The organism is Bacillus sp. TH50 (genome assembly GCF_016650565.1).
In the GTDB taxonomy this organism is placed as follows: Bacteria; Bacillota; Bacilli; order Bacillales; family Bacillaceae_G; genus Bacillus_A; species Bacillus_A mycoides.
On sequence record NZ_JAEKFM010000003.1, the window covers coordinates 2,197,934 to 2,214,390 of the forward strand.

At 37.2% G+C, this 16,457-nt stretch carries 16 protein-coding genes; 5 read left to right on the forward strand and 11 right to left on the reverse strand.

Annotation, left to right across the window (positions count from 1 at the left end):
• Nucleotides 1-29 precede the first annotated feature (29 nt).
• Entirely contained in the window at nucleotides 30-1,103 is a 1,074-nt protein-coding gene (locus tag JFU23_RS11390) for a M42 family metallopeptidase (RefSeq protein ID WP_078184718.1), read from the reverse strand.
• 148 nt (nucleotides 1,104-1,251) lie between these two features.
• Between JFU23_RS11390 and JFU23_RS11395 the strand changes: the two genes are divergently transcribed.
• Entirely contained in the window at nucleotides 1,252-1,563 is a 312-nt protein-coding gene (locus tag JFU23_RS11395; RefSeq protein ID WP_002015622.1) for a PepSY domain-containing protein, read from the forward strand.
• Between the two features lie 128 nt (nucleotides 1,564-1,691).
• On the opposite strand, the gene JFU23_RS11400 is transcribed toward JFU23_RS11395, so the two are convergent.
• Together JFU23_RS11400 and trmB are read right to left on the reverse strand one after the other, a co-directional pair.
• Nucleotides 1,692-2,546 carry a YtnP family quorum-quenching lactonase gene (locus tag JFU23_RS11400; RefSeq protein WP_434088054.1) on the reverse strand — a complete coding sequence of 285 codons (855 nt, stop codon included), beginning with the start codon at nucleotides 2,544-2,546 and terminating at the stop codon, nucleotides 1,692-1,694.
• 70 nt (nucleotides 2,547-2,616) lie between these two features.
• The gene (gene trmB / locus JFU23_RS11405) at nucleotides 2,617-3,270 is read right to left on the reverse strand and encodes a tRNA (guanosine(46)-N7)-methyltransferase TrmB (RefSeq protein ID WP_002138679.1); all 654 of its coding nucleotides are present in this window, start codon (nucleotides 3,268-3,270) and stop codon (nucleotides 2,617-2,619) included.
• Nucleotides 3,271-3,502: 232 nt separating this feature from the next.
• Here trmB and JFU23_RS11410 point away from each other — a divergent pair, with 232 nt between their 5' ends.
• On the forward strand, nucleotides 3,503-3,781 hold the full coding sequence (locus JFU23_RS11410) for a YtzH-like family protein (RefSeq protein WP_002015625.1): 279 nt from the start codon (nucleotides 3,503-3,505) through the stop codon (nucleotides 3,779-3,781).
• Between the two features lie 3 nt (nucleotides 3,782-3,784).
• Here the strand turns inward: JFU23_RS11410 and JFU23_RS11415 are convergent, their stop codons facing one another.
• The 4 genes from JFU23_RS11415 to pepV all read right to left on the reverse strand — a co-directional run bounded on the left by JFU23_RS11415 (nucleotide 3,785) and on the right by pepV (nucleotide 9,162).
• A complete protein-coding gene (locus tag JFU23_RS11415; RefSeq protein ID WP_002034382.1) occupies nucleotides 3,785-4,582 on the reverse strand; it encodes a phosphotransferase family protein in 798 nt (265 codons plus the stop codon).
• A gap of 245 nt (nucleotides 4,583-4,827) precedes the next feature.
• Nucleotides 4,828-6,969, reverse strand: coding sequence for a type I pullulanase (gene pulA / locus JFU23_RS11420; protein ID WP_242483500.1), 2,142 nt, complete (start codon nucleotides 6,967-6,969; stop codon nucleotides 4,828-4,830).
• A 137-nt stretch (nucleotides 6,970-7,106) separates the two neighbouring features.
• Complete coding sequence (thpR, locus tag JFU23_RS11425; RefSeq protein ID WP_201031917.1) at nucleotides 7,107-7,652, reverse strand: RNA 2',3'-cyclic phosphodiesterase; 546 nt, start codon at nucleotides 7,650-7,652, stop codon at nucleotides 7,107-7,109.
• 103 nt (nucleotides 7,653-7,755) lie between these two features.
• Nucleotides 7,756-9,162, reverse strand: coding sequence for a dipeptidase PepV (pepV, locus tag JFU23_RS11430; protein WP_085312544.1), 1,407 nt, complete (start codon nucleotides 9,160-9,162; stop codon nucleotides 7,756-7,758).
• 357 nt (nucleotides 9,163-9,519) lie between these two features.
• Between pepV and JFU23_RS11435 the strand changes: the two genes are divergently transcribed.
• Nucleotides 9,520-9,741, forward strand: coding sequence for a DeoR family transcriptional regulator (locus JFU23_RS11435; RefSeq protein ID WP_000805512.1), 222 nt, complete (start codon nucleotides 9,520-9,522; stop codon nucleotides 9,739-9,741).
• Nucleotides 9,742-9,824: 83 nt separating this feature from the next.
• Here JFU23_RS11435 and JFU23_RS11440 read toward each other — a convergent pair whose 3' ends face one another.
• Together JFU23_RS11440 and JFU23_RS11445 are read right to left on the reverse strand one after the other, a co-directional pair.
• Nucleotides 9,825-10,553 carry a pseudouridine synthase gene (locus tag JFU23_RS11440; protein WP_085312545.1) on the reverse strand — a complete coding sequence of 243 codons (729 nt, stop codon included), beginning with the start codon at nucleotides 10,551-10,553 and terminating at the stop codon, nucleotides 9,825-9,827.
• A 41-nt stretch (nucleotides 10,554-10,594) separates the two neighbouring features.
• Nucleotides 10,595-12,247, reverse strand: coding sequence for a putative polysaccharide biosynthesis protein (locus tag JFU23_RS11445; protein WP_002089053.1), 1,653 nt, complete (start codon nucleotides 12,245-12,247; stop codon nucleotides 10,595-10,597).
• A 402-nt stretch (nucleotides 12,248-12,649) separates the two neighbouring features.
• On the opposite strand from JFU23_RS11445, the gene JFU23_RS11450 reads away from it, so the two are divergent.
• Together JFU23_RS11450 and JFU23_RS11455 are read left to right on the forward strand one after the other, a co-directional pair.
• Nucleotides 12,650-13,921, forward strand: coding sequence for a BaiN/RdsA family NAD(P)/FAD-dependent oxidoreductase (locus tag JFU23_RS11450; RefSeq protein ID WP_201031918.1), 1,272 nt, complete (start codon nucleotides 12,650-12,652; stop codon nucleotides 13,919-13,921).
• Between the two features lie 212 nt (nucleotides 13,922-14,133).
• Entirely contained in the window at nucleotides 14,134-15,576 is a 1,443-nt protein-coding gene (locus JFU23_RS11455) for an MDR family MFS transporter (RefSeq protein ID WP_078173965.1), read from the forward strand.
• Nucleotides 15,577-15,616: 40 nt separating this feature from the next.
• Here JFU23_RS11455 and JFU23_RS11460 read toward each other — a convergent pair whose 3' ends face one another.
• Both JFU23_RS11460 and JFU23_RS11465 read right to left on the reverse strand, forming a co-directional pair.
• Nucleotides 15,617-15,940, reverse strand: a complete 324-nt coding sequence (locus JFU23_RS11460; RefSeq protein WP_002138687.1) for an ArsR/SmtB family transcription factor — start codon at nucleotides 15,938-15,940, stop codon at nucleotides 15,617-15,619.
• The gene (locus JFU23_RS11465) at nucleotides 15,941-16,372 is read right to left on the reverse strand and encodes an SRPBCC family protein (RefSeq protein WP_002015664.1); all 432 of its coding nucleotides are present in this window, start codon (nucleotides 16,370-16,372) and stop codon (nucleotides 15,941-15,943) included.
• Between the last annotated feature and the right edge of the window lie 85 nt (nucleotides 16,373-16,457).

The window sequence follows — 16,457 nt, forward strand, 5'->3', positions numbered from 1 at the left end:
AAAAAAGAAGGGTTTTTCACCCTTCCTCTTTACGCGTTATTCTTAATTGTCTCTAACGTCGTTTTGTCCGTCGCTCTCACAAGCTTCGTAATTAATTCCTTCGCTGCCGCATAATCATCAACATGTAAAATAGAAGCATGTGTATGAATGTAGCGTGCACAAACACCAATTACTGCTGATGGGATACCAGAGTTACTTGTATGCACACGGCCCGCATCTGTACCACCTTGTGAAATAAAGTATTGGTACGGAATGTTATGTGTTTCTGCTGTATCTAAAATGAATTCACGCATTCCTCTATGTGTTACCATTGTACGGTCATAAATACGAAGAAGAGCGCCTTTTCCTAATTGACCGAACTGCGTCTTATCACCAGATGCATCATTTGCTGGACTTGCATCAAGCGCATAGAAAATATCTGGTTGAATCATATTTGCAGCAGTTTGTGCTCCGCGAAGACCTACTTCTTCTTGTACAGTCGCACCAGAGTATAATGTGTTTGGTAATGTTTCATCTTTTAATTCCTTTAGCAATTCGATAGCAAGGCCACATCCATAGCGGTTGTCCCAAGCTTTCGCCATAATTTTCTTTTCATTTGCCATTGGCGTGAATGGGCAGATTGGAACGATTTGTTGCCCTGGCTTTATGCCAATTTCAATCGCATCTTCATAACTATCTGCACCTATATCAATTAACATATTTTTTATATCCATCGGTTTTGCACGTTGCGCATCACTTAATAAATGAGGAGGAATGGAACCAACAACCCCAATAACAGGACCATTCTTCGTCATAACTTGTACACGCTGAGCTAATAGTACTTGGCTCCACCAGCCACCTAACGTTTGAAAACGAAGCATCCCATTTTTCGTAATTTGCGTAACCATGAAACCTACTTCATCCATATGACCTGCTACAAGAACGCGCGGGCCAGTTTCGTCCCCTTTTTTCAGGCCAAATACGCTACCTAAACCGTCTTGCACAATCTCATCAGCATATTTGCTTAATTCTTGCTTCATAAAACTGCGCACATCATGTTCAAAACCTGATGTACCTTGTAATTCTGTTAACGTACGAAATAATTGTAATGTCTCTTTATTCACGAAGTCCCCTTCTTTCAAACCTTAGTAGAATACCTCTTTTATTGTAACGAAATTTTCGAAATGTTTCTAGTTTCTTCTTTTTTAGTTGCATTTGCATTATAATTATTATTGGTACACTATTTTTATTTTACAGAATTGAGGTGAATATATGAGCTGGAAAGGTTTAGTCACAGGTCTTGGCGTTGGGTTCGCAGCTGGTTATTTCGTTGCAAACAAAGTACAAGAACAATCCCATATTTCTTCAGAAAAAGCATTGAAAATGGTGAAACAAGCATTAAGTCATAAAGGTGAAATTACTGGCTCTTGGGTACATATGGTTCCAGAGGCATTTGAAAAATATGATGTCGCGTACGAAGTTTATCGCGGCGGTCTTACAACGATGTTAGATGAAATACAAGAACGATTTGAATTTTTAGTTGATGCTAAAACAGGTACTGTTTTAGAGGTTATAGCAGCATAAAAAGAGGTTTCCCATTAGGTGAACCTCTTTTTTTTTAGAATTACCAACAAAAACTGATAATAACAGCAATACATAATAAGTGGAGATTGTTCCAATAAATATTTTTGGACACCTTCCTCTTATTAATATTAAGCTTCTATATTTGTTTTTCTCTCTATCTTCTCCACTATATGCCCTTCCTCATTCCACTTTACTGCACGGTAATATGCATCATGATAAAAAGTAAACCACGCCTCTTTTTCAGCACCATACTTCATCCACTTTTGTTTATGTTCAATCGATGTCATTGGATAGTCATCATATGCCATTACCCATAATACATTTTGATGTGCATACGTCGGTAAAATGTCCGCTAAATGAAGCATCGTTTCACCCTGACTTTCAAGGACGACAACGGCATGTCCATCGCTATGACCACCCGTATGCACCATCTTTATTTCATCCGTAATTTCTATTTCTTGCTTGAACGTAACAATCTTATCAACGATTGGCTCCCAATTTTCCTTCCAATATGTATTACGCGATCTAACATTCGGATTTTTCATTTCATTCCATTCAGTCTCACTTACATAAATCGTTGCGTTCGGAAACGCCGGAACAAGGTGATTTCCCTCCCATTTTGTTAAACCAGATGCATGGTCAAAATGAAGATGCGTCATTAAGACGTAATGAATATCTTCATTATGCAGTCCCAATTTTTCTAAAGATTCCTTAACTGATGATTCTTCTGTTACACCTTGATTCCGCTTCATTTTCTCATTCAATTTACCATTCCCTATCCCTGAATCAATAAGCATGTTTCCTTCTTTCGTTTGTAAGAGTAACGGATCTGTTCGTAAATAAATATGATTTGTATCATTATGTTTATATTTTCGTGACCAAAGTACTTTTGGCACAACTCCAAACATCGCGCCTCCATCTAAATGTGTATTCCCACCTTTTAGCCACGTCACTTTTATATTTCCAATTTGTAACTGTTCCATATCCCATCCCCCTTTTTCATTTAATTTTAACATAATATTCCGATTATTTTTCATATAAAAAACCTATGCATTACTGCATAGGCTCCGTACGATATTTTGCTTCAACTCGGTAAATACGATGACCTTTACTAGAGAATTTCTCTTCGTATTCTGTCATAATGTTTCCTTCATAATCACTATTATGAAGATCTAGGCTAAGGTAAGTTAATAACATACCATACTCAGCCATACTCATAAGAGAATATTCAAATAAACCTTGGTTATCAGTTTTGAAATGAATTTCTCCGCCATCTACTAACACTTCTTCATAATTGCGTAAAAATGTTTTATACGTTAAACGACGCTTCGTATGACGATTCTTCGGCCATGGATCTGAGAAGTTTAAATAAACGCGGTCAATTTCACCTTTCGCAAAGAAAACTGTTAAATCTTCAGCATCTTTATTAATTAACTTTAAGTTCGGTACTTCTTCTTCAATTAATTTATCAAGTGCATCTACAACAACACTTGTGAATTTTTCAATTCCAATATAGTTAATATGCGGATTTGCTTTTGCCATATCATACATAAAGCGGCCACGTCCTGTACCTACTTCAATATGAATTGGCTGTTCATTTCCAAATATTTCTTTCCAGTTACCAGCGCTCTCCTCTGGGTTTCCAATTACGATATGTGAATACTCATTAATTCGATCCATTGCATAAGGCTTATGTCTTAAACGCATAGATGTCTCCCTCTCTTTACAAAACTATTTTAAAGGAAAAATTCCTTCTTTCTGTTTTAATCAATCTATCAAACAAAAAACCAAGTACGTACGAGCACTCGGTCCGTTTCTTTCAAGTATAAGATGTACCATTTTGATAAAAACTACATAAAGCATTAAACATTCCATGACGAAATAGCTTTTTCTCTTACATTTCTAGAGAGAGAAAAACACTCGAAAGGATGATCCGTTCATGCCAATTAATCAACAGCATCAATTAGAAGTATTAAAAGATATTTTAATCAACCATCAAAGTGATTGCTGCGGGACAGTTTCTGAATGCGAGCAATTAGAGCGACTCATTCAATCGTTACTCGCAAACGATAGTATAAGTAGTGACACTAAAGTAATGCTAAACGATGTATATTCTTATAGTCAATCGGGTAAATCTTCCTCTAATTTGGACAACCATATTTCCAATAATCAAGAACAACTTACTCAGTGGATTGCTGGAATGGACAATTTTTCTTAAGTATTATTCTGAAGCAAGTAGTTGCTGTAAATATTGATGCCAATATTTAGCTTCTGCTTGCTGCTTTTTTGTTGTGTGCCATTGCATAGATAAAATCGTTTGTGCTATCACATACCATCTCATACGCCTAAGCAATGATTCATCTAGTTCAATCTCATAATATCCGAGCCACTCACTCCATTCATGGCGCGGAACATACCAATATAATAACATACCAAGATCTAAAGCTGGGTCAGCAATAACAGCCCCATCCCAATCAATTAAAAACAATTCATCTTCGTCCGACAATATCCAATTGTTATGGTTTACATCACAATGGCATACAACGAATTCATTGTACTCAATATCTTTTAATGACTCCGTTAAATATTGAAGACCTTGCTGAATTGTTTCATCAACTCTTATATCTCCTCTTAAAACGAGCTGTAATTGTTGTAATAACTCTTGCGCATGAAGCGGCTGCTTTCCTAGCCTTTGAATCATCTGCACAAGCGCTTTAGAGGAGTGTATTTTCTTCAAAAGTTTCGCAACACGTTCTAGTTTCATATCCTCTGGCTCTAACTTCTGTCCCGGAAGCCATTTTTGAGCAGAAATTACATCACCGTTCGTTACCCTTCTTGTCCAAAGTAATTTTGGAACAATTCCTTCTGCTGACAATACCGCTAAAAAGGGCGATGTATTCCGCTTTAAAAATAACTTTTGTTGTCCGTTTTGCGCAATATATGCATCGCCCGTTACTCCACCAGCCGGTATAAGACTCCACTCTTTTCCTAATAATTGTTCCAACCATTCCATATTCATTACCCGTTAACAAATCCTTATCTTTTATAGTTATGAAAAGAAAAACCGCAACATTTCTACGCATGTTGTGGATTCATATATTTTACTGTATTTGAATGAAAAAACTTGGCATAAGCCGAAAACAGGATAAATCACCTGTTCTTCTAGTTTATTTTACAAAATCAATCATAGAATGACAACTTATGAAAATCGTCACCTTTGTCAATTCTACATTTATTACATTCTCATCGTCAAGTAGCGATTTGTCACATTATCGTCAATATATACGTGCTAATTGGAGCCAATTGAAGTTCCTTTCCTCTAAATGAAGAAATTGGCTCTATTTTCGCTTGCTTTTCGTTTACTAACACATGCCACGTTTCTTCTTTTGGAAGCTGCACCGTTTTAGCTTCTAAACCGCTATTAAATAAAACTACAATCTCTTTCCACGGTCCAAATAATTCTACATGCTCTAGGTGGTATGCCAGTACTTCTGTAGATGTTTGCAAAAAAGTCATATGCTTTTTTATAAGGTCCGCATTTTGTAATCGGAATGCCCCGTGCCCTTTGCGAATCGCAATTAACCCTTTTATATAGTTAATGGTCTCCATCTCTTTCTCTTTTTGATCCCAATCTAATTGATTAATTTCATCATTTGCATTATAGCTATTTTCGTTCCCTTGCTTCGTACGATAAAACTCTTGCCCCGCATGTAAGAAAGGAATCCCTTGTGAAAGAATAACCATTGCGGTTGCTAAACGATGACGCCTTTTCAAAATTTCTTCTGATTCTGGATTACTTTGCACTAGTTTATCCCACATCGTCATATTGTCATGACATTCTACATAGTTGATGCTTTGCATTGGCTCTAGGAACAATCCTGTTTCTTTCATACTTAAAAGGCTACCAGCTACTATATACTGCAAATGATTACAGTCTACATGCCCACCAAATGCAAAGCCACGTTTATTTATATTAAAAGTACTTCCTTTTATTCCATCACGAAATTGATCATTAAACTGTGCGATACATGGCATTTTATTCGCATTATTTAACGTCGCTTTCTCTTCAAGAGGAAGCGGTGTTTGCAAATCCCATCCTTCACCTAATAACAGCGCATCCTGCTTTATTTTTCGTACTTCTTTTTCTAATTCATTCATCGTTTCAACATCTAAAATTCCCATTAAATCAAATCGGAATCCATCAACATTGTATTCAGTAAGCCAATATAAAACAGATTCTATAATAAATTTCCTCATCATTTTCCGTTCAGATGCTATATCATTTCCAACTCCCGTCCCATTAGAAGGCATACCGTCTTCCCCATGACGAAAATAATATCCCGGGACAAGCTTCTCAAATGATGATAATTCTCTTTCATAAACATGATTATATACAACATCTATAATCACCCTGATGCCGTGATCATGAAATGTTTCAATTAGTTGTTTACACTCTACTATCCTGTTATATGGATCAGAAAGGTTTGTAACATAAAATCCTGTTGGCATATTGTAATATAACGGATTGTAGCCCCAATTATATGCGGAAGCAGGATTCACTTCATCTATACCACCAAAACAATGTAAAGGTAATAGTTCAACATGTGTAACGCCTAAATCTTTTATATGAGACAATCCTGTTAATGTCCCATTTCGCCCTACTGTCTCCTCTTCCATTAGCCCTTTATATGTTCCTTTCTTATTCACCCCACTGTTTGGGTGAATAGTAGCGTCACGAATATGCAGTTCATACAATATGGCATCTGTCATTGACTGTAATGGTGATAATTCTACTCGTTTTGTCACATTCGTTTTTTCCAAATCGATAACGACGCCGTATTTTCCATTTATCGTCGCAGACTTTGCATAAGGATCAACCGCTTCGTTCCATATTAAATTAATACAAACAAGGAATGTATATCGTGCTCCATCATGATCACCTTGTAATGTATGAATCCACACTCCGTTTTCTTCTCTGTACATTTCATAATCAATATATTCTTTATCACTTTTATAAATCCGTACTTTCGCAAGCCTTGCAGTCGGAGCCCATACTTTAAATATTGTTTCTTCTTTTTTATACACAGCACCTAAGTCGGTACCTTCGTAATAATATTTTTCATCGAAAACTACTGTTCGAATCACAGCGCCTATTTGTAAATCTGTTTCTTCATTCCGTTCGTCCCGTACTGTATAATACTTCCCCACATCTATTGGCTCTTCTATAAAACATTCATACTTCGTTGCATCTGGAAGAGCAATAGTATGAACAATCGGTAACTCTTTCACATTGCTTCCTTCTTGTAAACGAAATGTCCGGCTTGTTCCATACGCATGCGGGAGCAAAATTGTAATTTTATTCATTTCATCTAAATAGGCATCAAATGGACGTTTTACTTTCAACATAAAAAATCACCATCATTCTCAAAATTAAAATGAAACGAGCTGCAAGTGATAAGGGTTTTCTTATCAGCGAAGCTCTATACAGTAACACATTATTCCCTATAGTATATTCACCTGTATAAAAAACGTTTTCATACATTCTATTTTTGTAGTTTTATTTCAGTAATCGATTTATACTTCGGCGTTTCCTTAACGTGAGATTCATACAAAGTAATCGTATCTACTTGAAATGATGTTACAGGTAAATCTTTTATATTTGTCAGATCAAATACTTTTTCTCCTACCCATTTACGCGCAACAGTAATATGTGGATGATAAGGACGTGTATCTAGAGAGAAGCCATTTTCTTCACAAATTGTATGCACTTGCTTTTGTAAAGTAAACAAATCTTGATTATCACTTATCCCCGCCCAAAATATACGAGGCTGGTCCACCTGTCCGAACGTAGAAAGTCCTTGTAACGTGAACGATAATTCCGTTTTTTCTGTAAGTGTTTGTAATCCATTCTTTATTCCTTCTAACTGTTCCTCTGTCGCACTTCCTAAAAATGAAAGGGTAATATGATAGTCTTCTTCATGTACCCACGAGCGAAATGGTAATTCATCCTTCACTTCCTCTTTATAATTAGAAAGAATTTCTTTTATATGACGTGGTAAAGTTACTGCGACAAAATAATGCGTCACCATCTACATCGTCTCCTTTATGTTATTGTTGCTTTTCTTCCTTATCTCATTCAGCTAAAAAGAATCCGCCCTCTAAAGTAGAGAGCGGTCATTATTTAAATATCTTTTATTTCGCTAATTCATGAATTGCTTGCGCATAAATCGCTGTCGCTTTTAATAAATCTTCAATTTCAATGTACTCGTCTTTTTGATGCGCAAGTTCTTCTTTTCCTGGGAATAACGGGCCAAATGCAACGCCAGCTTTCAATGAACGAGCATAAGTACCACCGCCAATTGCTAACAATTCAGCTTTTTCACCCGTTTGTTCTTCATATACGCGTTGCAAAGTACGAATTAACGTATGATCTTTGTCAACGTGATGCGGGCGAGAGTTAGAATAATCCGCTACTTCAAATCCATGAGTACCAACATATTCTTTTAACTTTGCAATCGTTTCTTCAAAGTTAGTCGTAACTGGATAGCGTACATTTAATCCTAAATTACCACCGTTTTCTTGCGAGTAAGACAGGCGACCAACATTCACTGTTAACGGGCCGCTAATATCGTCTTTATAAGAAATACCAGCTTTTTCTCCAATAATATCACCTGTAAATGTTTCTGTTACAAACGATGCAAATGAAGCCCCTTTTCCATCAAGAGAAACTTTCGTTAAGCAGTTTGCCAATAATAAACCTGCATTTTCTCCCTTTTCTGGAGTAGATCCGTGAGCTGAAATCCCTTTGATTTGCAACGTCACCGTATTTCCTTCTACAATTGCTTTACCTATTTTTTTAGCAGTTTGTAAATACTCTTCATATGCTACTGTAAGTGCATTTACATCTTCTCCTGTAATAACTGCTTCTGCAAAATCAGGAACCATATTTAAACGACGACCTGACTCAAATGAAAGAAGCTTAAATGTGCCTTCTTTCTCTTCGCTACCATTTTGCACAACTTGTATGTCAGAAATTCCTTTTTCCGCATTAATAATTGGAAAATCTGCATCCGGCGCAAAACCGATTGTTGGCATTTCTTCATTTTTAAAATAATGATCTACACACTTCCAATTGCTTTCCTCATCTGTTCCTAAAATCATACGAACACGTTTTGAAAGAGGTAAGCCTAATTCTTTAACGATTTTCATCGCATAATAAGCTGCCATCGTCGGCCCTTTATCATCAATTGCACCGCGTGCAAAAATCTTCCCGTCGCGAATATCCGCACTATACGCAGGAGTTGTCCAGCCATCTCCTTCTGGTACAACATCAACGTGACAAAGAATACCTACTAATTCTTCTCCTTGTCCCATTTCAAGATGACCTGCATACCCTTCTAAATTTTTAGAAGCGAAACCTTCTGCTTCTCCTTTATGTAACATGAAAGATAAGGCTTTTTCTACACCTTCACCAAATGGCGCGCCCTCTTTCGCAGATTCTTCTTCCCATACACTTTTAATTTGCAAAAATTGTTGTGTATCAAGAATTAAATCATCTTTTCGTTTTGTAACTTCTTCTGTCCAATTAATCGTTGACATCACGCATCCATCCTTCACTATATTGTCTCTTTCATCATAGCAAACGAAAATCTCTTATGCCATACATGAAAACCTAATAACTAACAATTTTAATATTTCAGATATTTCTTATTAGTTTTTCTTTTATTTTCTCAAAGAAATTTGCAGGAATTTGGCGTTTTACGTAGAAATTTATGAGTTAGTTGACTGACCAAATATACAATGTCAACTTCCAATATTTTTCTATATGAATCTTTGTTAAACTTTTGTAAAATTTAAGTAGATTAAAGCATGAATTTTATCATGTAGAGTACAATGGTAGTAACGACCTTCTTTCCTGAATGGGGTCAAAAAAACTGGTAGAGGAGTGGTTTTCTCTTGAAACCTACAACTACTCGTATGCTAACACGCATTAAATCGATTTATATGTACATCAATGAAAACGGTACGGTAACAACGAAAGACCTTGTAGATGAGTTCGGGATCACACCGCGAACGATACAACGTGATCTAAATGTGTTGCAGTTTAATGAACTCGTGTATAGCCCTTGCCGCGGCAAGTGGACAACGACAGGAAAGAAAGTGAGAATGACCTCATAACAAAAAAATAATTGTATGTAAATAAATACATACCCCTTTCTATATATTTAGAAAGGGGTCTTTTCTATACTCTAAAATTGGCGTTACTTCTCGTTATCTACTTGATACGTCTTTAACATTTCTACTTCTTCATCTGTTAGCTCGCGATATTGCCCAAGTTCTAACTCTTCATCTAACAATAAAGGTCCCATCTCTGTTCTCTTTAAATACACTACTTTTTTCCCTACAGCTTCAAACATACGCTTTACTTGATGGAATTTCCCTTCTGTAATAACGAGTTCAATCTCAGAAATATCATCACTTTTTAAAATTGTAAGTTCGCCTGGCTTCGTTTCATAGCCATCTTCTAAAATAACACCTTTAGCGAATTCTATTACATCCTCTTCCGTTACAACACCTGAAATGTGTGCATAATATTTTTTCGGCACATGCTTTTTCGGAGATAATAGTTGATGCGTTAACTTCCCATCATTTGTGATTAATAAGAAACCTTCTGTATCAATATCGAGCCTTCCAACAGGGAATGGATCGAAAATCGCATCTTCTAATTCTAATAAATCTATTACTGTTTCGTGGTTATCATCTTCTGTCGCTGAAATAACACCTTGTGGTTTATGCATCATTAAATAAACAAACTCTTTATATTCCACAACTTCACCGTGAATCATAACCTCTTGCTCTTCTACATTCACATGAAACTTCGCATCTTTCACTGGCGTTCCATCAATCTTCACAACGCCGTCTTTCAGTAATTTCTTTACTTCTTTTCTACTTCCGTGTCCCATATTCGCTAATAATTTATCTAATCTCATGTTCTTCACCTTCTTTATTTATCATAGAAAAGGGGACGTATTTACGCCCCTTTTGATTTCAACTTTATTTTGAATCTACTACCAAGTTTACGCTGGATTTTCTCTAAAGCTTCTCCGCCAAATACTCTTTCTAGTACTCCTGTGCGAATCGCTAACAATCCGTAAACAAGACCACCAATACCTGCACAAATCGCAACTGTAATAAGAGCACCAATACGGCCATCAGGCGAAATCATGAAGGATAGAAGCCATTGTGATAGTTTTACAGCAATAACCATTACAAGTGTTAAGACTGCAATTTGGAATGTTCTCTTATATACAACACCAAATGAATAGTGTGCGTGTTTTTTAATTTGTCTATTCGTATACCATACGGAAGCTAAGAAGCCGACTGCAGTAGCCAAAATCGCCCCAACTGTACCGAAATAACGAATAAAGATTACGTTACATGCAAATTTCAAAATAACACCCATCACAAGCGCAATAACCGCATGTTTCTGCTGGTTAATCCCTTGCAGAATTGCTGCTGTTACTGTGAATAAAGCGAATAACAATGCAACTGGCGCATACCACATTAATACTTGTCCACCTAGTGGGTCTGAATCGTAGAAAGCAGTGTAAATCGGATATGCAAGTGTAGAAATACCGACAACTGCTGGCAATGTTAAAAACATATTCGCCTGGAATGTTTGTGTAATTTGTAATTTCAAATAGCGGTATTGCTTTTCAGTAAACGACTTTGTAATCGCTGGCACGAGCGTTAAACTAAACGCTGTTGCAAGTGATACTGGAATCATAATTAATTTATGCGTCCACATCGTGAAAATACCGAGTGCTCGCTCTGCGATATCTCCTTGACCAATCGCCTGCATAATAGAGTTAAATGTCAATGTATCAATTTGTTGATATAAAGGAATTGTTAATCCAATTACAACGTAAGGGATTGCATATGCAAACAACTCTTTAAACAATTGAGCGGTACTTACCGTCGATTCTGGTACAGTTTGCTCAATTAAATATTGATCCAAATATTTTTTACGTTTTAACCAGTACCAAATTAATACGCCAAGTGCTCCAACTGCTGAAACGAACGCAGCGAATGTCGCAACCCCAACTGCCGTTGCTACTGTACCGCCAAGTACTTTAATAACGATGAAACTACCCGCTAATAAAAAGACGATACGAATAATTTGCTCAATAATTTGTGAAACCGTAGTCGGTCCCATCGATTGGTGGCCTTGGAAATAACCACGAATCAAACTTGCTGCCGGCACAACAATAAGCGCAAAACTTACGAGGCGAATAATCGTCGTAACTTCTTCTATCTTATTTTGTAAACTTTGTTTACCAAGCATTGCTTCTGCAAATAATGGTGCGGTCATGTACAGTACTAAGAAGGAAAGAACTCCTGTTACTATCATCATAACCATTCCCGAGCGGAACATTCTCCGGCTCGTTTTATAATCTCCAAGTGCATTATATTTGGAAACAAACTTAGAAACAGCAAGCGGCACTCCTGCCGTTGCGATACTTAAAAATATCGTATATGGAATGTATCCATATGTATAGAGCGTTCCGCCTTCTGTGCCTACTAATGCATGAAACGGAAAAACGTAAATCATGCCTAAGAACTTTACTAAAAATGTCCCTAACGTCACAATAAGCGTTCCGCGCAGAAATTTTGAATCGGACATACGAAAATCCTCCTACATCTACATAAAGTGAAACTATAATTAGTTGAACTAATCGGGCTTTTACGGGCAGTTTATCTCCCACCTAACTTCTTTGCTCTAGCCGAATTTTGAGGTGGGAGTTTTACTGCCCGTTAATGCGGGATAAAGTGAAACTATAATTAGTGGGAGACTCTCCTCCTACTAACCATTCAAGCATTTACAGGCTGCTTTAACTCCCTCTTTACTTCTCCAAAATCTTAAGATAGTAGTCTTATTGCCCATAAATAGCAGGATAATGCTGAACTCTAACTTTTGTATTGTACCACAATTCTCCTCTTAAGCAGTACTTCACTCTATTTTTCTTTTAAGGGAAAACATGCTATTCTTTTAGGCAGGAAATGTAGAAAATGAGGTCGATATATTATGCATTATGATGTTATTGTCATCGGCGGCGGTCCTTCAGGGCTAATGGCTGCAATCGGTGCTGCTGAAGAAGGCGCAAGCGTCTTACTTCTTGATAAAGGAAATAAACTAGGACGTAAACTTGCGATTTCTGGTGGTGGTCGTTGTAACGTAACGAACCGTCTACCACTTGATGAAATCGTTAAACATATACCTGGAAATGGTCGCTTCTTATACAGTGCTTTTTCTATTTTCAGTAATGAAGATATTATTACATTCTTCGAAAATCTCGGTGTACAACTGAAAGAAGAGGATCATGGCCGCATGTTCCCAGTATCAAATAAAGCGCAATCTGTTGTAGATGCACTGTTAACACGATTAAAAGACTTAGGTGTGAAAATACGTACGAATACGCCTGTCGAAACGATTGAGTATGAAAACGGTCAAACGAAGGCTGTTATTCTGCAAACAGGTGAAGTGTTAGAAACGAATCACGTCGTTATCGCTGTTGGCGGAAAATCTGTTCCTCAAACTGGTTCTACTGGAGACGGATACGCTTGGGCTGAAAAAGCTGGGCATACAATTACAGAACTTTTCCCAACAGAAGTACCAATTCTTTCAAACGAACCGTTTATTCGTGACCGCACATTACAAGGTCTTGCTTTACGAGATGTAAACTTAAGTGTATTAAACCCGAAAGGAAAAGTTATCATTTCTCATAAAATGGACATGCTTTTCACTCACTTCGGCCTATCTGGTCCTGCTGCTCTTCGCTGTAGCCAATTCGTTGTGAACGCGATGAAAAAGTTTAAAACGAACACAGTGCACATGAGTATCGATGCATTGCCAGAAGAAAATAGTGAGCAACTGTTCCAGCGCATGCTGAAACAAATGAAAGAAGATCCGAAAAAAGGAATTAAAAACGTTTTAAAAGGCTATGTTCCTGAACGTTACTTCCTATTCTTATTAGAAAAAAATGAAATTGACGGTAGCGAACAAGCTGGACAAGTTTCTCATGAGAAGATTCGCGCACTTGTGAAAGACTTTAAAGAATTTACCGTCCATGTAAATGGTACGCAGTCAATTGAAAAAGCATTCGTTACTGGCGGAGGGGTATCCGTTAAAGAAATTAACCCGAAAGAAATGGCTTCGAAATTCACGAATGGTTTATACTTCTGCGGAGAAGTTCTTGATATTCACGGTTATACTGGTGGCTATAACATTACATCTGCCCTTGTTACTGGCCGAATTGCCGGAACAACAGCAGGACAAAATGCGAAAATGCAATATTAAAAAAGAAACAGGGACTCCTGTTTCTTTTTTTAGTATGTTGGAATAGCAAAGCAGTACACGAAATTATATCGGCGATACTTTAAATATATCGACCGTTTCTTCAAAAATATCCCTTCCTCCTAACTTCCCATTGCTTTTTTGTTGCTTTATATACCTTAGTACCTTTATATTTTATATTGTTGAATATTCGAAAAAGGGTAAGGGGAAAACAAATGAGAAAAAAAGTCATGATGTCTTTAATGCTAATGACGTTTCTTTCTGCGGTAGAAGGAACGATTGTTAGTACAGCAATCCCTCGTATAACGAGTGATTTATCAGGCGTCGAACTTGTTAGTTGGGTATATGCAATCTATATGCTTGCAACAGCTGTTTCGACTCCAATATACGGAAAGCTAGCTGATTTATTCGGCCGTAAAAAAGTTCTGCTCATCGGAGCAACAATCTTCTTAATCGGTTCTGCACTTTGCGGAGTCGTTACATCAATGGAACAATTAATCTTCTTCCGTGCTCTTCAAGGTATAGGGGCTGGTGCTGTTATGCCGATCACAATGACGATTATTGGAGACCTATATAGCGAAGCGAAAGACCGCGCGAAAGCACAAGGCTGGATGAGTGCAGTTTGGGGTGTATCTGGTGTTATTGGGCCGTTAGTAGGTGGATTTTTAGTTGATTCTCTTTCTTGGCGCTATATTTTCTTCTTAAACGTTCCTTTTGGAATTATCGCTTGCTTAATGTTTGCCACTTCTTATAAGGAATCTGTTAAGTCCGCCGCTAAGCAACATATCGACTATCTTGGTGCGACAGTTTTCTCATTAAGTACAATTGCTTTACTATACGCATTATTAACAGGTAGCAGTAAGCAAAACTGGGGAGACATTTCAATTATTGGCCTATTAATCTTTGCCGCTGTTTCATTCATTATTTTCTTATACATCGAGAAAAAGTCTCCGGAACCATTAATTCCGCTAGCACTTTTCTCTAACCGTACATTATCTACAATAAACATACTAACACTTATTGCTGGCGCAATGATTATTAGTATTACAGTGTATCTTCCAATTTGGAGCCAAGGTGTTTTAGGAAAAAATGCGACAGAGGCTGGACTCATTTTAATGCCGATTCCTGTTATGTGGACATTCGGTGCGATGTTCTCCGGTAACTTAGTTGGCAAGTTACAAACGAAACAAATTATTTTACTTGGAGCTAGCATTTTATCAGTTGCTACTTTCTTATTATTTACATTATCAACAGATTCACCATCATTCCTTATTTATGTTGCAGTCGGATTATTCGGCTTAGGAATGGGGCTTGTTACACCAATTTACATGGTAACAATTCAAGCAGCTGTACCGGCCCATACGCGCGGAACGGCAGTTGGTTTAAATACATTTATTAATACATTTAGTCAAACACTAGGAGCTGCAATCTTCGGAACGATCTTCAATACGATGATTCATGCACGTGGCATTAAAAACCTTGATCTTGTTTCTTCTGGCGGACATGGAGGGGCTACAGCAAACGTGGTAACCGAATCGCAATCCGCATTAGCATCAAGTGTACACGTCATTTATATGAGTACTTTCGTATTAGCGGTATTCACATTAATTATCGCTTGGATCCTATTAAAGCCAGCTAAACAAACAAGTGAACAATAAAAAAAGGATGACCATTTTGGTCATCCTTTTTGCATAAAATCTACTCTTCATTCTCCACAATATGTTTAAGCATGGACAATTTATTATCCCAAAATCGTTCATAGTACGAGAGCCACTGCTGTAATTCCTCTAATGGTTCTGGATGCAAACGATATATCTTCTCTCTTCCGCTCTTTCTTCCACTCACTAAATTCGCTTCTGAAAGAATATGAAGGTGCTTTACAACTGCAGTACGGCTCATCGGAAAATGATCCGTTATTTTTGAAATTGGTAACTCTTTATCACTTAATAACCGTAACACTTCTCGGCGGGTTGGATCAGCAATTGCTTGAAACACATCATATTTCGCTGCTGATGAGGACATTTAACCTTCGACAACCTTTTTCAGTTTTTCATTTACAATCGCTACCCAGCCACCATTCATTCTATCGCGAATAATAGAGCTCTTCGCATTCGCTTTCGGAAGGATTTCATCAGGATGTTTCCAGCCGCCGTGAATTAACGTAAATTCTGTTTTATTATCGCCTAGGTCTTTCAAATTAAATGAAACAACCCAGCCATCTGTGTCCCATGAGAAAGATAAATAATTCGGCTCATCAATCTCTAAAACTTTACATGGTGATGGTCCGAAAGGTGATTGCACATGAAACTCATGTCCTACCGCCAATTCAAAATCATTTGGCATAAACCATGACGCAATTCCTTCTGCAGTCGATACTACATTCCATACTTTTTGAATAGGCGCGTTAAAAACGATTGTTTGTTTAATATCATTTAATGTATTTTGTTGTTCCATTTTATATCTCCTTTATTCGGCATTAAAATATAACACCTTTTGGTTTCACATTAACAATATAACACCTTTTGGTTTCATGTCAAGA

What these genes read in the sequence shown, in the direction of transcription:
- JFU23_RS11395 (WP_002015622.1), top strand. Translation starts at nt 1,252, where the DNA reads ATGAGCTGGAAAGGTTTAGTCACAGGTCTTGGCGTTGGGTTCGCAGCT.
- JFU23_RS11400 (WP_434088054.1), bottom strand. Translation starts at nt 2,546, where the DNA reads ATGGAACAGTTACAAATTGGAAATATAAAAGTGACGTGGCTAAAAGGT.
- trmB (WP_002138679.1), bottom strand. Translation starts at nt 3,270, where the DNA reads ATGCGTTTAAGACATAAGCCTTATGCAATGGATCGAATTAATGAGTAT.
- JFU23_RS11410 (WP_002015625.1), top strand. Translation starts at nt 3,503, where the DNA reads ATGCCAATTAATCAACAGCATCAATTAGAAGTATTAAAAGATATTTTA.
- JFU23_RS11415 (WP_002034382.1), bottom strand. Translation starts at nt 4,582, where the DNA reads ATGAATATGGAATGGTTGGAACAATTATTAGGAAAAGAGTGGAGTCTT.
- pulA (WP_242483500.1), bottom strand. Translation starts at nt 6,969, where the DNA reads ATGTTGAAAGTAAAACGTCCATTTGATGCCTATTTAGATGAAATGAAT.
- thpR (WP_201031917.1), bottom strand. Translation starts at nt 7,652, where the DNA reads ATGGTGACGCATTATTTTGTCGCAGTAACTTTACCACGTCATATAAAA.
- pepV (WP_085312544.1), bottom strand. Translation starts at nt 9,162, where the DNA reads ATGTCAACGATTAATTGGACAGAAGAAGTTACAAAACGAAAAGATGAT.
- JFU23_RS11440 (WP_085312545.1), bottom strand. Translation starts at nt 10,553, where the DNA reads ATGAGATTAGATAAATTATTAGCGAATATGGGACACGGAAGTAGAAAA.
- JFU23_RS11445 (WP_002089053.1), bottom strand. Translation starts at nt 12,247, where the DNA reads ATGTCCGATTCAAAATTTCTGCGCGGAACGCTTATTGTGACGTTAGGG.
- JFU23_RS11450 (WP_201031918.1), top strand. Translation starts at nt 12,650, where the DNA reads ATGCATTATGATGTTATTGTCATCGGCGGCGGTCCTTCAGGGCTAATG.
- JFU23_RS11455 (WP_078173965.1), top strand. Translation starts at nt 14,134, where the DNA reads ATGAGAAAAAAAGTCATGATGTCTTTAATGCTAATGACGTTTCTTTCT.
- JFU23_RS11460 (WP_002138687.1), bottom strand. Translation starts at nt 15,940, where the DNA reads ATGTCCTCATCAGCAGCGAAATATGATGTGTTTCAAGCAATTGCTGAT.
- JFU23_RS11465 (WP_002015664.1), bottom strand. Translation starts at nt 16,372, where the DNA reads ATGGAACAACAAAATACATTAAATGATATTAAACAAACAATCGTTTTT.